Source organism: Azospirillum formosense, from assembly GCF_013340925.1.
Classification (GTDB): Bacteria; Pseudomonadota; Alphaproteobacteria; order Azospirillales; family Azospirillaceae; genus Azospirillum; species Azospirillum formosense.
This window is the reverse complement of the sequence record NZ_WHOR01000153.1, coordinates 1-13,684: the sequence shown is the minus strand read 5'-3', so window position 1 is coordinate 13,684 and position 13,684 is coordinate 1. Positions and strand designations below refer to the sequence as shown.

Here is a 13,684-nt window from a genome sequence, read left to right as displayed (position 1 = left end):
GGCAGGGCGGGTGGCGCGGGCCGGGCCCCCCCCTTCGCGGCCGGCCCGCGGTCCCGCCCCGGCCCCGAACTGCCGCCGCCGGGGCGGTGCGCCGGGCTGATGCGGGCCGTTCGGGTGGAGGAATTGTAAGGCATTCAGCGCCGGAGGGATCGCGATGGCAAAGCTCGTGGCTGTGACCGCCTGCCCGACGGGGATCGCCCACACCGTCATGGCGGCCGAGGCGCTGCGCCGCACCGCCGCGCTGATGGGCCACGTCATCGCGGTGGAGACCCAGGGGTCGAACGGCGTGCAGACGCCGCTCTCCGCCGCCGACATCGCGGCGGCCGATGCGGTGATCCTGGCCACGGACATCGCCGTGGACGATTCCCGCTTCGCCGGCAAGCCGATCCTGCGCACCACAACCGCCGCCGCGATCCGCGACACCAAATCGGTGATCGGCAACGCCCTGGCCGATGTCCCCGGCGCACGGCCGGAAGCCGCCGTCCCGCCGCCGGCCCCGAAACCGGCGCCAACCGCGGTGCGCAGTCCCGGCCTGCTGGTCGCCATCACCGCCTGCCCGACCGGCATCGCCCACACCTTCATGGCGGCGGAGGCGCTGAAGCAGGCCGCCCAGGCCAAGGGCTACCGCATCAAGGTCGAGACCCAGGGCTCGGTCGGCGCGAAGAACGCGCTGACGGAGGAGGAGATCGCCGAGGCGGAGGCCGTCATCATCGGCGCCGACACCCATGTCGCCACCGACCGCTTCGCCGGCAAGCGCCTGCTCAAGACCTCGGTGGGGGAGGCGCTGAAACAGCCCGCCCGCGTGATCGACGAGGCGCTCGCCCTGCCGGCTCCGGCCGCGGCCGGGGCTGTCGCCGCGCCCGCCTACGCCGACGCGGTGTCGGGGGCCAAGGCGCGGCAGAAGGAGGCGCAGTCCGGACCCTACAAGCATCTTCTGACCGGCGTGTCCTTCATGCTGCCCCTCGTGGTGGCCGGCGGCCTGATCATCGCCCTGTCCTTCGTCTTCGGCATCGAGGCCTTCAAGGAGCCGGGAACCCTGCCGGCGGCGCTGATGCAGATCGGCGGAGAGGCGGCCTTCGGACTGATGGTGCCGGTGCTGGCGGGCTACATCGCCTATTCCATCGCCGACCGGCCCGGCCTCGCCCCCGGATTCATCGGCGGCATGCTGGCCTCCAAGATCGGGGCCGGGTTCCTGGGCGGCATCGTGGCGGGCTTCCTGGCCGGCTACATCGCCCGCTGGCTGCGCGACACCATCCGGCTGCCACAAAATCTGGAGGGGCTGAAGCCGGTGCTGATCATCCCGCTGCTCGGCACGCTGGCGGTCGGTTTGCTGATGATCTACGTCATCGGCACGCCGGTCGCCGCGATCATGAGCGGGCTGACCGCCTTCCTGCAGGGCATGACCGGCGCCAACGCGGTGGCGCTCGGCGCGCTTCTGGGCGCCATGATGGCGCTGGACATGGGCGGGCCGGTCAACAAGGCGGCCTACACCTTCGCGGTCGGGCTTCTCGCCTCCAGCACCTACACGCCGATGGCCGCGGTGATGGCGGCGGGCATGACGCCGCCCCTCGGGCTGGCGCTCGCCACCATGGTCGTGCCCGGCCGCTTCACGATGCAGGAGCGCGAGGCGGGCAAGGCCGCGGGCGTGCTCGGCCTCGCCTTCATCACCGAGGGGGCGATTCCCTTCGCGGCCAAGGACCCGCTGCGCGTCATCCCCGCGGCCATGGCCGGATCGGCGGTGGCCGGCGCCCTGTCGATGTGGTTCGGCTGCGGCTTGCGGGCGCCGCACGGCGGCGTCTTCGTGCTGGCGATCCCCAACGCGGTGGCGCCGCTCGGCCCCTACATCCTGGCCATCGTCGCCGGGACCATCGTCACGACGCTTGCCCTGATGATCCTGAAGCGCCGCGTCGAGGCCGACCCGGCCGCGGCGCCGGCCCTTGACACGGCGGCCCCGACCTCGTCCAGCCCCGCACCCAGCGGGGCTGGACGCTGAAAGGCCGGGACAACCGCATCCGCTGATACCGCACCCGCTGATTGTCGGCTCTACCACAAATTAGTTTTAATTTTCGCCAAAATTGAAAGAACTCGACAACTCCAGAGTGCTATCGCTAGCTTTGCGATGTTCCGCCGCCGGCCTGTTCCACAGTCCCCTGGAGGAACGGCAGCCGGCGGAGCGTGATGAGGATCTCGTATCGCATAGCGACGGTGGGTGGAATCCCGGTGGTCATCGCGGCGCTGATCGCGGTGTCCGCCTGGATTCTGCTGGAGCGCGCCGGCCGCTCGCGCGAGGCCGCGGTCCTGGCCGGCACCGTCTACCGCGAGATGATCGCCGCCACCGCGGCCCGCAACGACTTCATCCATTCCGCCCCCGAAGGCCGCCTGCCCCATGAGATCACGTTCCGCCGCGCCACCCACGGCGCGCGGGAGGCGCTGGACGCGCTGGGAGGGCTGGCGGACCAGGGCATTCAGATCGACGCCGTGGAGACCGCCCGCCATGCGTCCGACCGTCACGCCGCCCGGCTTGAGGAGCTGGTGAACGCCATCGCCTTCAGCGACGCCCGCGCCCGCGGCATGGCGGAGCAGGAGGCGCGCCTGCTCGCCCTGGCCGAACAGGCCCGCCAGCGGCAGCACGCCGCCAACACCACACTCGTCGCCTCCCTGGCCGAGGTCGACCGGCGGATGCGCGACAGCCGCGACTTGGTGGACGGTTTGCACGCGTTGCGGGAAGCGCTGCTGAACGCCCGGCTGGCCGCCAAGGACGAAGTGGCCACCGCCGGATCGTCCGATTCGCCAGCCGATTTCCCGCTGCGCTCCGGAAACCTGGCCCGGTGGCTGGACCGGGTGGAGCGAACCGCCGGCAGCCTCGCCGCTTCGCTCGCCGCCGGCGACGATGACGGGACGGCGTTGGCTGAGCTGACACGTTTGCGGGCCGAACGGCTGAACCGGAGGACGCTGTCGGAGCTGGCGCCGCGCTATGACACGCTCGTCGAGCGGGTGCTGAAAGCCGCCGACACCGGCTACGGCGCCGCTCAGGCCGAGGTGGCGGAGCTTCTGCGCCGCACCGTGTCGGCCCACGCCATGGAACAGGAAACCCAGACGGTCGCCATGACCGCCCTGACGCTCAGCGGACAGACCCTGAGGGCGCTGGAGCGGCGTGACACGCGCGGCCTGCGCGACGTCGCCGCCGAGAGCGGGCGGCTGCGCGACCGGGTGGCCGGGCTTTCCATTTCTCCGCTGATCCAGGACGAGATGCTCGCCGCCATCACCGCGTGGCGCGACGGGCTGGAGCGCGCCACCGACGGGCTGGCCCGCCAGAGCGGCGCCATCTCCGCGATGGACATGGATGCCGCCGCGGTGATGAACACCGCCCGGCGCTTGAATGACCTGTTCCAGGACAACGCGGTGCGCAGCGCCGATCTGCTGCGCTCCACCCTGCTCATCGGGGCGACCATCGGCCTGCTGTTCGCCGTCGGGGTGGCGCTCCTGGTGGCCGGCGGCATCACGCGGCCCCTGCGCCGTCTCCAGGGTGCCACCCGGCGGCTGGCCCGCGACCCGCGCGACGGTCAGGTGACCGACCTGGAGCGGCGCGACGAGCTGGGCGACATGGCCCGCGCCGTCCATCACTTCGCCGCCGAGATCAACCGCCGCGAGGACGAAATGCGCCGCGCCAAGGAACAGGCGGACTCCACCCTGGCGGAGCTGCGGCGGACCCAGGCCCATCTGGTGCAGGCTGAGAAGCTGGCCGCGCTGGGGCAGGTGGTGGCCGGGGTAGCGCACGAGATCAACACGCCGCTCGGCATCACGCTCACCACCTCCACCCTGATCCGCGAGAAGGTGCCGAAGATGAAGCACCTTCTCGATTCCGGCCAATTGCGCCGCCGCGAACTGGAACGCTTCCTGACCGACCTGGGCGACGTGTCCGAACTGCTGGTCAACAACACCGTCCGCGCGGCGGAACTGGTCCAGCGTTTCAAGGAGCTGGCGGTTGACCCGGCGGAGGAAACGCGCAGGCGCTTCGACCTCCGCCTCTGCCTGATGCAGGCGGTCGAGGCGCTGGGATCCTTCTGGGAACCGGCCGAACACCGGGTCGTCGTGGACTGCCCGCCGGGGCTGATGATGGACGGCTATCCGCAGGCCATCGCGCAGATCGTCTCGCACCTGCTGCTGAACGCGGTCAACCACGGCTTCGCCGAGGGGGACAGGGCGGATGGGGAAGAGGAAGGGCGGTGTGGCACCGTGACGGTCCGCGCCCGCAAGGCCGCGGCGGATGTCGTCGAACTGGCCGTCGCCGACGACGGGCGGGGCATCCCGGTGGAGCTTCGGACGCGGATCTTTGACCCTTTCTTCACCACGCGCCGCGACCGCGGGCACGCCGGGCTCGGCCTGCACATCGTCCACAACGCGGTCAGCCAACTCGGCGGCACCATCAGCCTGGAGGAGGGCGAGGAGGGCGAGGAGGGGGAGGTTGGGGCGCGCTTCGTCATCCGCCTTCCTCCCGCCACGCCGGAGAAGGAGGGCGCGTGACGCCGGCGGACGCTTGCGCGCCGCGCCGGTTCCGGTTTACTGCAAGGCGGGTCCGTTCGACGATTACCCGTTTGATGATTTCAGCGCGGGGTGCGGGGGCATGGCGACGATCGAGGAAGCCTACGCGGTCGCCATCGACCATCATCAGGCCGGGCGGCTGGACGAGGCGGCGGTCATCTACCGGCGCATCCTGGACGCCGATCCGGAGCAGGCCCACGCCGCGCACCTGCTGGGCATCGTCGCCGGGCAGCGGGGCCGTCATGGCGAAGCCGTCGCGCTGATCGGCGCCGCGGTGGCGCGGGACGGGCTGAACACCGACTTCCTCGGCAATCTGGGCGCGGCGCTGAAGGCCGCCGGCCGGTACGACGAGGCCATCCGCCATTTCGCCCGCGCCCTGGCGCTGGAGCCGGCGGCGCGCGGCGTTCCGGGCAATCTCGGCTCCGCCCTGGCCGCCGATGGCCGGATCGGCGAGGCCGTGCCCTGGCTGAGGCGCGCCGCCGCCCTCGACCCGGCGCATTTCGAGACTCTCCTGAATCTGGGGATCGCGCTGCGCGACGCGGGCCGGTTCGACGAGGCGGAAACGGCGCTGGAGGCGGCCAAGGCCCTGCGCCCGGACCATCCGCACCCGGTCTGCGAGCTGGCGGTGCTGAAGCTGGCGCTCGGCGAGTTCGAAGAGGGGCTGGCGCTTTACGAACGGCGTTGGGACTACACCGGCCAATCCGCGGCGGTGTCCGGCAAGCCGGTGTGGCGGGGCGAGGACATCGCCGGCAGGACCATCCTCCTCTATTACGAGCAGGGGCTGGGCGACACCCTGCAATTCGTCCGCTACGCACCGCTTCTGGCCGACCGTGGCGCGCGGGTGCTGCTGATCGTCCAGCCGGAGCTGCGCCGTCTGCTGGCCTCGGTGCGGGGAATCGACCGTCTGGCCACCTACGACGACGCGGCGGCGCTGCCGCGTTTCGACCTGTGCTGCCCGCTGATGAGCCTGCCCTTCGCCTTCGGCACGCGCATCGACGGGATACCCTCCGGTGTTCCCTACATCACGCCGCCCCCCGATCTGGTGGCGGCCTGGGCGGAGCGGCTCGGCTGGAGCCAGACCGGAGATTCCGCCGGACAGCGCCCGTTGCGCGTGGGATTCGTCTGGTCGGGCAATCCGCGGCGCCACGACCCCACCTCCCACGCGATGGACCGCCGCCGCAGCGTGCCCTTCGCGCTGATGGAACCGCTGCTGTCGGTGCCGGGGATCGCGGCCGTCAGCCTCCAGGTCGGCGATGCGGCGGAGCAGGCGCGGGCGGCCGTCGCGGCGGGCCGGCTTACCGACCCCATGGCGGGCGTGACCGACTTCGCCGACACCGCGGCCATCGCGGCGCACCTCGACCTCGTCATCACCGTGGACACGTCGGTCGCCCACCTTGCGGCGGCGATCGGGCGCCCGGTGTGGATGCTGTCGCGCTCCGACGCCTGCTGGCGCTGGTTCCGCGGGCGCGACGACAGCCCCTGGTACCCGACGATGCGCCTCTACCGGCAGGACTCGCCCGGCGACTGGGGGCCGGTCATGGCCCGCCTGGGCCATGACCTTGCCGCCGCCGCGGCGCGGGATCAGAACTGCGCCGAGGCGCTGAGCAGGAAGGCCCGGCCCGGCTGATAGAGCGGCGTGACGGTGCCGAACTCCTGCCCGTAGGTGGCGCGGTCGGCGTAGGTCTCGTCGAAGAGGTTGCGGACGTCGAGGCGCAGCGCCAGGTTGGCGTGCTCCGGCAGCCGGTGCTCCACGAACAGGTTGGCCGTCTGATAGCCCTTCAGCGGGCGCTGCCCGGCCTGGACCTTGTCGTAGTCGAGGACGAACTCCACGTCGGCGCCGAAGGTCAGGTTCCAGGACGGCACGGTGTGGGCGCCGCCCACGGTGAAGACCTGCCCGATCGGCGTGGCGAGGTAGGTGCCGGTGTCGGAATCGGCGGCCAGCCCGTCGATCGTCACATCGATGTCGGCGTATTTGGCGCGGATGAAGCCGTTCGTCCAGGCGTAGCCGAGACCCAGCTCATAGCCTTCCGACCGCACGTCGCGGGCGAGGGTGGCGCTCGTGGCGGCGAAGCGCGCGGCGCGGGCGTCGTCCAGCTTGGTCCGGAAGATCCGGCCTTCCGCGGTGAAGCCCTCGTAGCGGGCCTCCAGCCCGGCGGTGCTGTTGGTGGCCGTCACCGGGCGTGGGCCGGCGCCGTAGTTCCAGGCCGGGTTCATGATGTAGTTTTCGGCCATCTGGACGCCGCCCCAGCCGCGGGACACGCCGGCCTTGGCGGTCAGGTGGCGGGGCAGAAGGTCGAACTCGCCCGCGAGGTTGTGGCTGAGGCCGTGGTTGGTCCATTCCCGTCCGGTCGTCCCCTCGAAGGTCTGGCGGTCGCCGCGCAGGCCGAAGGACAGGCGCAGCCGCTCCATCGGCTCCAGCCGGGCCTGACCGTACAGACCGTTGTTGCGCGCCCGCTCGGTCGCGGTCATCGTCCGGTCCCGGTAGTTGGCGCGGTCCACGTAGAAGTCGGTGCCCGTCGTGACGGTGCCGATCCGGAAACCGAAGCTGTTCTCCAGCTTGCCGTTGAAGGAGCTGGTCGCCCCCTTGCCCGGGTAGCTCCCCGGCACGGTGCTGCTGCCGACCGGGCGGGTGAAGATCGGCGTCTCCACGTCGGTGCGGCCATAGGCGATCACCAGCCTGGGGTTCCACAGCTCCGTCGGCAGGGCGTCGGTGTAGGTGAAGACCATGTTCTGGCGGTCGAGCGTGTAGTCGCGCACGCGCGGCTCCCAGGCCGGGCGCCCGGCGAGCGACCCGATGTTCGCGCGGAAGGGCCGCGGCGCGTCGTCGTAGACCCGCTCGTAGCTGGCCTGGAAGCGGTGGCCGCTCTCCGTCTGGACCGCCGCCTTGCCGAGGCCGCTGACCACGTCCGTCTCGGTGCCGTCCACCTTGCGCCCGTTGCCCGCCGTGTATTTGCCGCCCTTGCCGTAGGTCACGGTGCCCAGCGCCTCCAGCCCCTGGTGGCGTCCGAAGCCGGCGAGGTTGGTGGTCAGGCCGGAGCCGTTGGTGTTGAAGGTGGTCTTGCCGAAGGCGCCGACGCCGTCGCCCGCCAGGAAGTCGCTGGCGTCCTTCGTCTCGTAGGCGATGGAGCCGGCGAGCGCGCCCGGCCCGGCGTCGGCGGGGGCGACTCCGGCGTCCACCCGCGCCACCTTGAGCAGCGCCGGGTCGATCAGCGTGGTGCCGTTGTGGTGGAACACCTTGTTGTTCTGGCGGCTGCCGTCGATGGTGACGGCCAGATTGGTTTCCTCGACGCCATTCACATAGACCTTCTGCGACATCGGCACGGCGCTGCCCACGCGGATCGTCGGCTCACCGGAAAAGACGTCGCGGAGGTCTCTGGGATTCTTGCGTTCCAGATCCTCCCTGGTGATCGTGATGGTGCCGCTTCCGCTGCCGGCGCCGGTCGAGGCGGTGACCGACACCGGCGCCAGCATCGTGACGTCGCCGGTCGGGGCCGGAACCAGCGTCGCGGAGCCGGTGCCGGTCATGCGGTAGCCGACGCCCGTCCCGGACAGCAGCGTGTCGAGCGCCTGGGCGGGCGCCATGCTGCCCGACACCGGGCGGGAGCTGCGCCCGGCGGCCAGATCGGCGGAATAGCCGATCTGCCAGCCGGTCTGGCGCGCGAAGGCGTCGAGCGCTGCGGGCAGGGGCTGCGCCGGCAGCGCGAAGGCCATCGTCTGCGTGGCGCCAGCGGCGGGTGCGGCCTGCTGGGCCAGGGACGGGGAGGGGAGGGCCAGGACACCGCCGAGCGCGGTGGTCGCCATCAGGGCCATGATCAGATGCCGGGCGGCGGTTCCCCGCGCGCAGTCCAAGACCTTGCCTGTCGAAACCGTCCGGCCTTCCATTCCTCACAACTCCCGTCTGCGCTGGTGGCGGGGGCGTGATGACCGGTGTATGGACCGTGCCCCCTCTTTTCGGCAGACGCACGGGGGCGTGGCGTCTCACAAAAAAATCCCGAAAGAAGGACAAAGCCTAGCGAAGCAGGATGATCCCGGCGGGAAGTTCGGTCACGCGGGCGCCCACGACGTCGGCCAGCGAGCGGATCGCCGCGATGGGATCGTCCAGCCGGTAGTTTCCGCTGACCCGCGCGCCGGCCAGCCGGTCGCCGATCAGGATGACCGGGGCGCCATGATAGCGCCGGATGGTGTCGACGACCGCGGCGAAGGGCTGGTCGTGGAACACGCAGCGCCCGTCCTTCCAGGCCAGCGCGACCGCCGGGTCCGGGCGGGCGGGCGCTGACAGGCCGTCCACCGTGGCCGTCACCCGGTCACCCGGAACGAGGGTCACCGTCTGCCCCGGCGGTTCCCGCCGGCTGACCGACACCCGCCCGCGCTCCAGGAAGACGGCGTCCTGCCCGCCGTCCGACCGCACGGTGAAGGCGGTGCCGGTCACCTCCACCTCGCTGACGCCGGCGGTGACGCGGAAGGGGTGGGCGGGGTCGCTGACCACGTCGAAGTAAGCCTGCCCGCGCAGCAGCCGGACGTGGCGCCGGCCTTCGGCGAAATCGAGCGCGACCGCGGAGTCGGTGTCGAGGATCAGCAGGGACCGGTCGGGCAGGGCGATCTCCCGCCGTTCCCCGGCGGCGGTGCGGTGGTCGGCGGTCAGGCGGAGCGTCAATGTGGGCTGGAGATGGACGCCGATGGCCAGCAGCAGCGCGGCGGCGGCCAGCGAGGCCCGCCATCCGCCGAACCACCCGGACCGCCGCCTCGTCGCCGTCCGGGTGGCCGCCGGCGAAGGGGCCGTCTGCGGGTGATGGGCGAGCGTCGCCGCCTGCAATTCGGGCATGCTCCCGAGCGACGACAGGCGGTCGAACGCCGCGGCGTGGCGCGGGTCGTGGTTCCGCCATGCCTGATAGGCGGCTCGGGTGTCCGGGTCCACGGGCGCGTCGAGAAGCGTCACGAACCAGGTGAGCGCCTCGTCCGTGATCGGATCCGCATGCCGGTAGGCCCCGGCATCCTGTCCGCCGTCTGCCTTGTCCTGCTCCACGCTGGTCTTCCACTCTTCCTTGATCGGACTCACGCACAGTTGAGACGTTTCATCGCTCGGCGGGTCACAATTCGCAAACCGCAGCCCATAGCCCGCAGATGGTGATCGCTCCCACGCCCGGCCAACCGGCTTGACATCTGAAATTGAGAATCATTATCAATCTCGATGTTGCAAGGCCGCCGATGTCGCACCGACCGCGGCGGTGCCTCCTCCGCTGCCGTGACCGACAGGGCTATCATGTCCGCAAGCCTCATTGCGATCTATCTCGATCACCGCCGCTCGTTGTTCGGGTGCGCGATGAAGATCGTGCGCGATCTTCAGGTCGCCGAGGATCTTCTGCAGGAAAGCTATCTGCGGGCCTGCAAGGCCGTGGAGAGGGGGCCCATCGACAACATCGGGGCTTTTCTTCACCGGACAGTCCACAATCTCGCGCTGGACCATCTCCGGCGCTGCCGGACCCAGGAACGGTTCGAGGCCGGTCCGGCGGACACCGTCGAGGCGTTGCGCATAGCGTCCGGTATCCCTTCGGCGGAAGAGCGCCTGCTGCACCGCGAGCGGCTCTCGTGCTTCGTGGACGCCCTGGACCGTCTGCCGGCGCGGGCTCGCCAAGTGTGGCTTCTGAACCGGGTCGAAGGCTTGTCCTACCCGCAAATCGCCGCCCATCTGGGCGTGTCGCAGGGCACGGTCTTCAACGACATGAAGCTGGCAATGGGCCATTTCGTGGATGCCATGGCGCGTGGCGACCGGCCCTAGGACGAATTTCCGTTCGATTTGGATTTGGATCGCCTCGTTCGCTGACGGGCCAATGCGCTGGCGTTCCGTCAGATCAATGTGGAAACAGGGCAGGCCCATCCTGACCCCTGAAGCCGGTTAGCCTTTGTACTGATACAAGAGATGCACTTCAGGGTAGAACCCATCCGCTCGCGACAAAAAAATCCCATAAGGTGTCTTATGGAAAATGCACAATATCATAGATTCATCGTGTGCGGACGGCTCAGTGCCTTGGGCAGGAAGCCCTCGTCCACGCGACCGGTATAGACATCCTTCTTTGCCGCAAGAAGATCGGCGTGACGATGATCACGCTCGGCACCAGCAGGCTCGGCAACGGACGGGATACAGCTTCCCGCCCTGATCGAAAAGCCTCCCTACCCAGCGTTCTCCACCAGGAAGCGCTCGAAGGCGTCCACGTCCAGCGGCCGGCTGATCAGGAAGCCCTGGATGCGCGTGCAGCGCTGGCGGCGCAGCATGTCCGCCTGTTCCTCCGTCTCCACCCCCTCGGCGATGGTGTCGAAGCCCAGGCTGTCGGCCAGATTCACGATGGTGTTGACGATGGCCGGGTCGGTGGCCGACTGCACGATGTCGCGGACGAAGCTGCGGTCGATCTTCAGCGTGTTGATCGGGAAGCGCTTCAGATAGGCCAGCGAGGAATAGCCGGTCCCGAAGTCGTCGATGGACAGGCGGATGCCGATCCCCTTCAGCCCGTGCAGGATGGTCACCGCCTTCTCGATGTCGCCGATCATGGCGCCCTCGGTCAGCTCCAGCTCCAGCCGTTCCGGCGGGACGCCGCTGCGGTCCACCACGTCGCGGACGAAATTCACCAGGCGCGCGTCCTGGAACTGGCGCGGCGACAGGTTGACCGACACCGACGCGATGTCCAGCCCCGCCGCCAGCCAGCCGGCCAGCCGGCCGCAGGCCTCCCTCAGCGTCCAGGCGCCGATCTCCCAGATCAGGCCGGTCTCCTCGGCCAGCGGGATGAACTCCGCCGGGCTGACGAGGCCGCGGACCGGGTGGCGCCAGCGGATCAGCGCCTCCGCCCCGATCACCCGGTGATAGCCGCGGTGCGGCATGTCCACCTTGGGCTGGAAATGCAGCTCGAACTCCTCGCCGGTCGCGGCGGCGCGGCGCAGGTCGCTTTCCAGCCCCAGCGTGAAGCCTGTGCGCTCCCGCATGCCCGCCTCGTAGAAGACGAACTTGCATTCCGGGTTGCGCTTGGCGTGGTACATGGCGAGGTCGGCGTTGCGCAGGAGCTGGTCCGCCGTCTCGCCGTCGTCGGGGAAGAAGGCGACGCCGATCGAGGCGCCGCAGAAAAGCTCCTGGTTGTGGACGGCGAAGGGCTCGCCCATCGAATAGAGCACCTTCTCGACCAACCGGGCGCCGGAGGCGCGGTCCATCGCGTCGGGCGCCACGATCAGGAATTCGTCGCCGCCCAGCCGGCCCACCGTGTCGGACACGCGGGTGCAGTTGCGCAGCCGCTTGGCCACCAGCTTCAGCAGGTCGTCGCCGGCGTGGTGGCCCAGCGTGTCGTTCACCTGCTTGAAGCGGTTGAGGTCGAGGAAGGCCACGGCGACCTTGGTGCGCATGCGCTGGGCGCGCACGATGGCCTCCTCCAGCCGTTCGCAGACCAGCCAGCGGTTGGGCAGGTCGGTCAGCCGGTCGAAGCTGGCCTGATAGCGGATCTGGTGTTCCTGGTACTTGCGCTGGCTGATGTCGGCGAGCGTCAGCACGTAATGCTCCAGCGCCCCGCCCGGCGCGCGCACCGCCGTGACCGACAGCGAGGCCGCGAAGGCGTCGCCGGAATGGCGGAAGCTGGTCACCTCGCCCTGCCAGCGCCCTTCGGTGCGGGCGGTGCGCCAGATGTCCTCGATGAAGGCGCGCTCGTGCGAACCGGGGGCGAAGATCACCAGCGGGCGGTGGAGAAGCTCCTCGCGCTGGAAGTCGGTCATCACCTCGTAGGCCGGGTTGACCGCCTGCACCGACAGGTCGGGGTCCACGATCAGGATGCCGTCGGCCACGCTGTCGAAGACGGTGGCGAGCAGGCGGATCTTTTCCTCGTGCTGCTTGCGCTCCGTGATGTCCTGGACGGTGCCTTCGTAATAGCGGATTCGCCCCTGCGGATCGCGCACGCAGCGCGCGTTCTCGGAGATCCAGATGATCGAGCCGTCGTTGCGGAAGACCCGCGCCTCGAAGCTCTGCACCACGTCGCGCTCGGCCATCAGGCGGGCGAAGGCCTCGCGCTTGCCGGGATCGACGTAGAGCTGGCCGGCGATGTCCGTCAGGTTGTCGATCAGGTCGGCCGGCGACCGGTAGCCGTAGATCCGCGCCAGCGCCGGGTTGACCCGCAGATAACGCCCGTCCACCGTGGTCTGGTAAATGCCTTCGACAGCGTTCTCGAAAATACTTCTGTATTGCTCTTCCGTCTCTTGGCTCATGGACCGGGCCTCATCTGGCGCGAGAGCGTTGGCCTCAGGAAAAAGCATGCGAAGGACCTGAGCGGGCAATTGCGACGGGCGCCTCTTTTGCGCCGCAAAAAAGTAGAAGGCGGATCGCGACGCGCGTCAAGGCGGTTCGTTTTATATTTTTCACAATTGCAACAAAAGAGGCATATGACCCACCCCGCCCGGGCGTTGCATCGCCACGGCATCGGGTGGCGAAAAGGCCACAGAATCACCCTGGACCACCGGCTCGGACCGCCGGCGAACAAAAAGGGCCGGATTGCTCCGGCCCTTGCTGCGCGCGGGATTTCCGCCCTGTAAGAGGCGCCGCCGGGCTCAGTGCCCGTGCGTGCCCGTCTTGGCGCCTTCCTTCAGGACGAAGTGGCGCGAGCAGTAGGGGCATTCGACCTTCCCCTCGGCGCTCAGCGTCAGATAGACCAGCGGGTGGCCGAGCGCGCCGCCGCCGCCGTCGCATCCAACGGTCAGCGTCTCGACTTCAATCGTTTCAATTGGCTGCATGGCAGACATCCTCCACTTTGACACACGCGCGCGTTAACGCCATCGTTAAGATGCCCACCGAATGAGGCACGCGCGCGGGGTCGGATCATACCCAACGCGCCGGACGGATCAAGTGATTGGACAGTGATCGCCCCCGGGGATTCGGACTCGGGGGCACGACCGGAAAGGCCCTTTCGATTCCATGGTTGCGCACGCCCCGCTGAACGCCGCCGCCCTGCCCGCCCACGCCGTCCCCGCCTATGCCGTGGAGGTGCGCGGCCTCACCAAGACCTACCAAGCCTCCGGAAAGGCCGGCCCGAAACAAGCCCTTAAGGGCATCGACCTGGCGATTCCGCGCGGGGCGGTGTTCGGGCTCCGCCCCCTATACCACTCTGACGCTGCCGACGAT

At 69.7% G+C, this 13,684-nt stretch carries 8 protein-coding genes and 1 pseudogene; 5 read left to right on the top strand and 4 right to left on the bottom strand.

Annotated features, from left to right (window positions below):
- The first annotated feature begins 154 nt into the window (after positions 1-154).
- From GBZ26_RS18700 to GBZ26_RS18690, 3 genes are all read left to right on the top strand, one after another.
- The gene (locus GBZ26_RS18700) at positions 155-1,993 is read left to right on the top strand and encodes a PTS fructose-like transporter subunit IIB (RefSeq protein WP_174440131.1); all 1,839 of its coding nucleotides are present in this window, start codon (positions 155-157) and stop codon (positions 1,991-1,993) included.
- A gap of 185 nt (positions 1,994-2,178) precedes the next feature.
- Positions 2,179-4,524: an ATP-binding protein gene (locus GBZ26_RS18695; protein WP_246654149.1), complete on the top strand. Its 2,346-nt coding sequence runs from the start codon at positions 2,179-2,181 to the stop codon at positions 4,522-4,524.
- A gap of 100 nt (positions 4,525-4,624) precedes the next feature.
- Positions 4,625-6,169 (top strand): tetratricopeptide repeat protein, encoded by a 1,545-nt coding sequence (locus tag GBZ26_RS18690; RefSeq protein ID WP_174440130.1) that lies wholly within the window; start codon positions 4,625-4,627, stop codon positions 6,167-6,169.
- Here GBZ26_RS18690 and GBZ26_RS18685 read toward each other — a convergent pair.
- The gene (locus GBZ26_RS18685; RefSeq protein ID WP_174440129.1) at positions 6,124-8,424 is read right to left on the bottom strand and encodes a TonB-dependent receptor; all 2,301 of its coding nucleotides are present in this window, start codon (positions 8,422-8,424) and stop codon (positions 6,124-6,126) included. The genes GBZ26_RS18690 and GBZ26_RS18685 overlap by 46 nt on opposite strands.
- A 127-nt stretch (positions 8,425-8,551) precedes the next feature.
- Complete coding sequence (locus GBZ26_RS18680) at positions 8,552-9,598, bottom strand: FecR family protein (RefSeq protein WP_343207306.1); 1,047 nt, start codon at positions 9,596-9,598, stop codon at positions 8,552-8,554.
- Between the two features lie 204 nt (positions 9,599-9,802).
- Between GBZ26_RS18680 and GBZ26_RS18675 the strand changes: the two genes are divergently transcribed.
- Positions 9,803-10,318, top strand: a complete 516-nt coding sequence (locus GBZ26_RS18675) for an RNA polymerase sigma factor (RefSeq protein WP_174440128.1) — start codon at positions 9,803-9,805, stop codon at positions 10,316-10,318.
- A 392-nt stretch (positions 10,319-10,710) separates the two neighbouring features.
- Here GBZ26_RS18675 and GBZ26_RS18670 read toward each other — a convergent pair whose 3' ends face one another.
- Both GBZ26_RS18670 and GBZ26_RS18665 read right to left on the bottom strand, forming a co-directional pair.
- The gene (locus GBZ26_RS18670; RefSeq protein ID WP_059399677.1) at positions 10,711-12,774 is read right to left on the bottom strand and encodes a putative bifunctional diguanylate cyclase/phosphodiesterase; all 2,064 of its coding nucleotides are present in this window, start codon (positions 12,772-12,774) and stop codon (positions 10,711-10,713) included.
- A 339-nt stretch (positions 12,775-13,113) separates the two neighbouring features.
- Positions 13,114-13,305 carry a zinc-finger domain-containing protein gene (locus GBZ26_RS18665; protein ID WP_079285642.1) on the bottom strand — a complete coding sequence of 64 codons (192 nt, stop codon included), beginning with the start codon at positions 13,303-13,305 and terminating at the stop codon, positions 13,114-13,116.
- Positions 13,306-13,477: 172 nt separating this feature from the next.
- Here GBZ26_RS18665 and GBZ26_RS18660 point away from each other — a divergent pair.
- A pseudogene (locus GBZ26_RS18660) lies at positions 13,478-13,684 on the top strand (hypothetical protein); the annotation flags it as partial.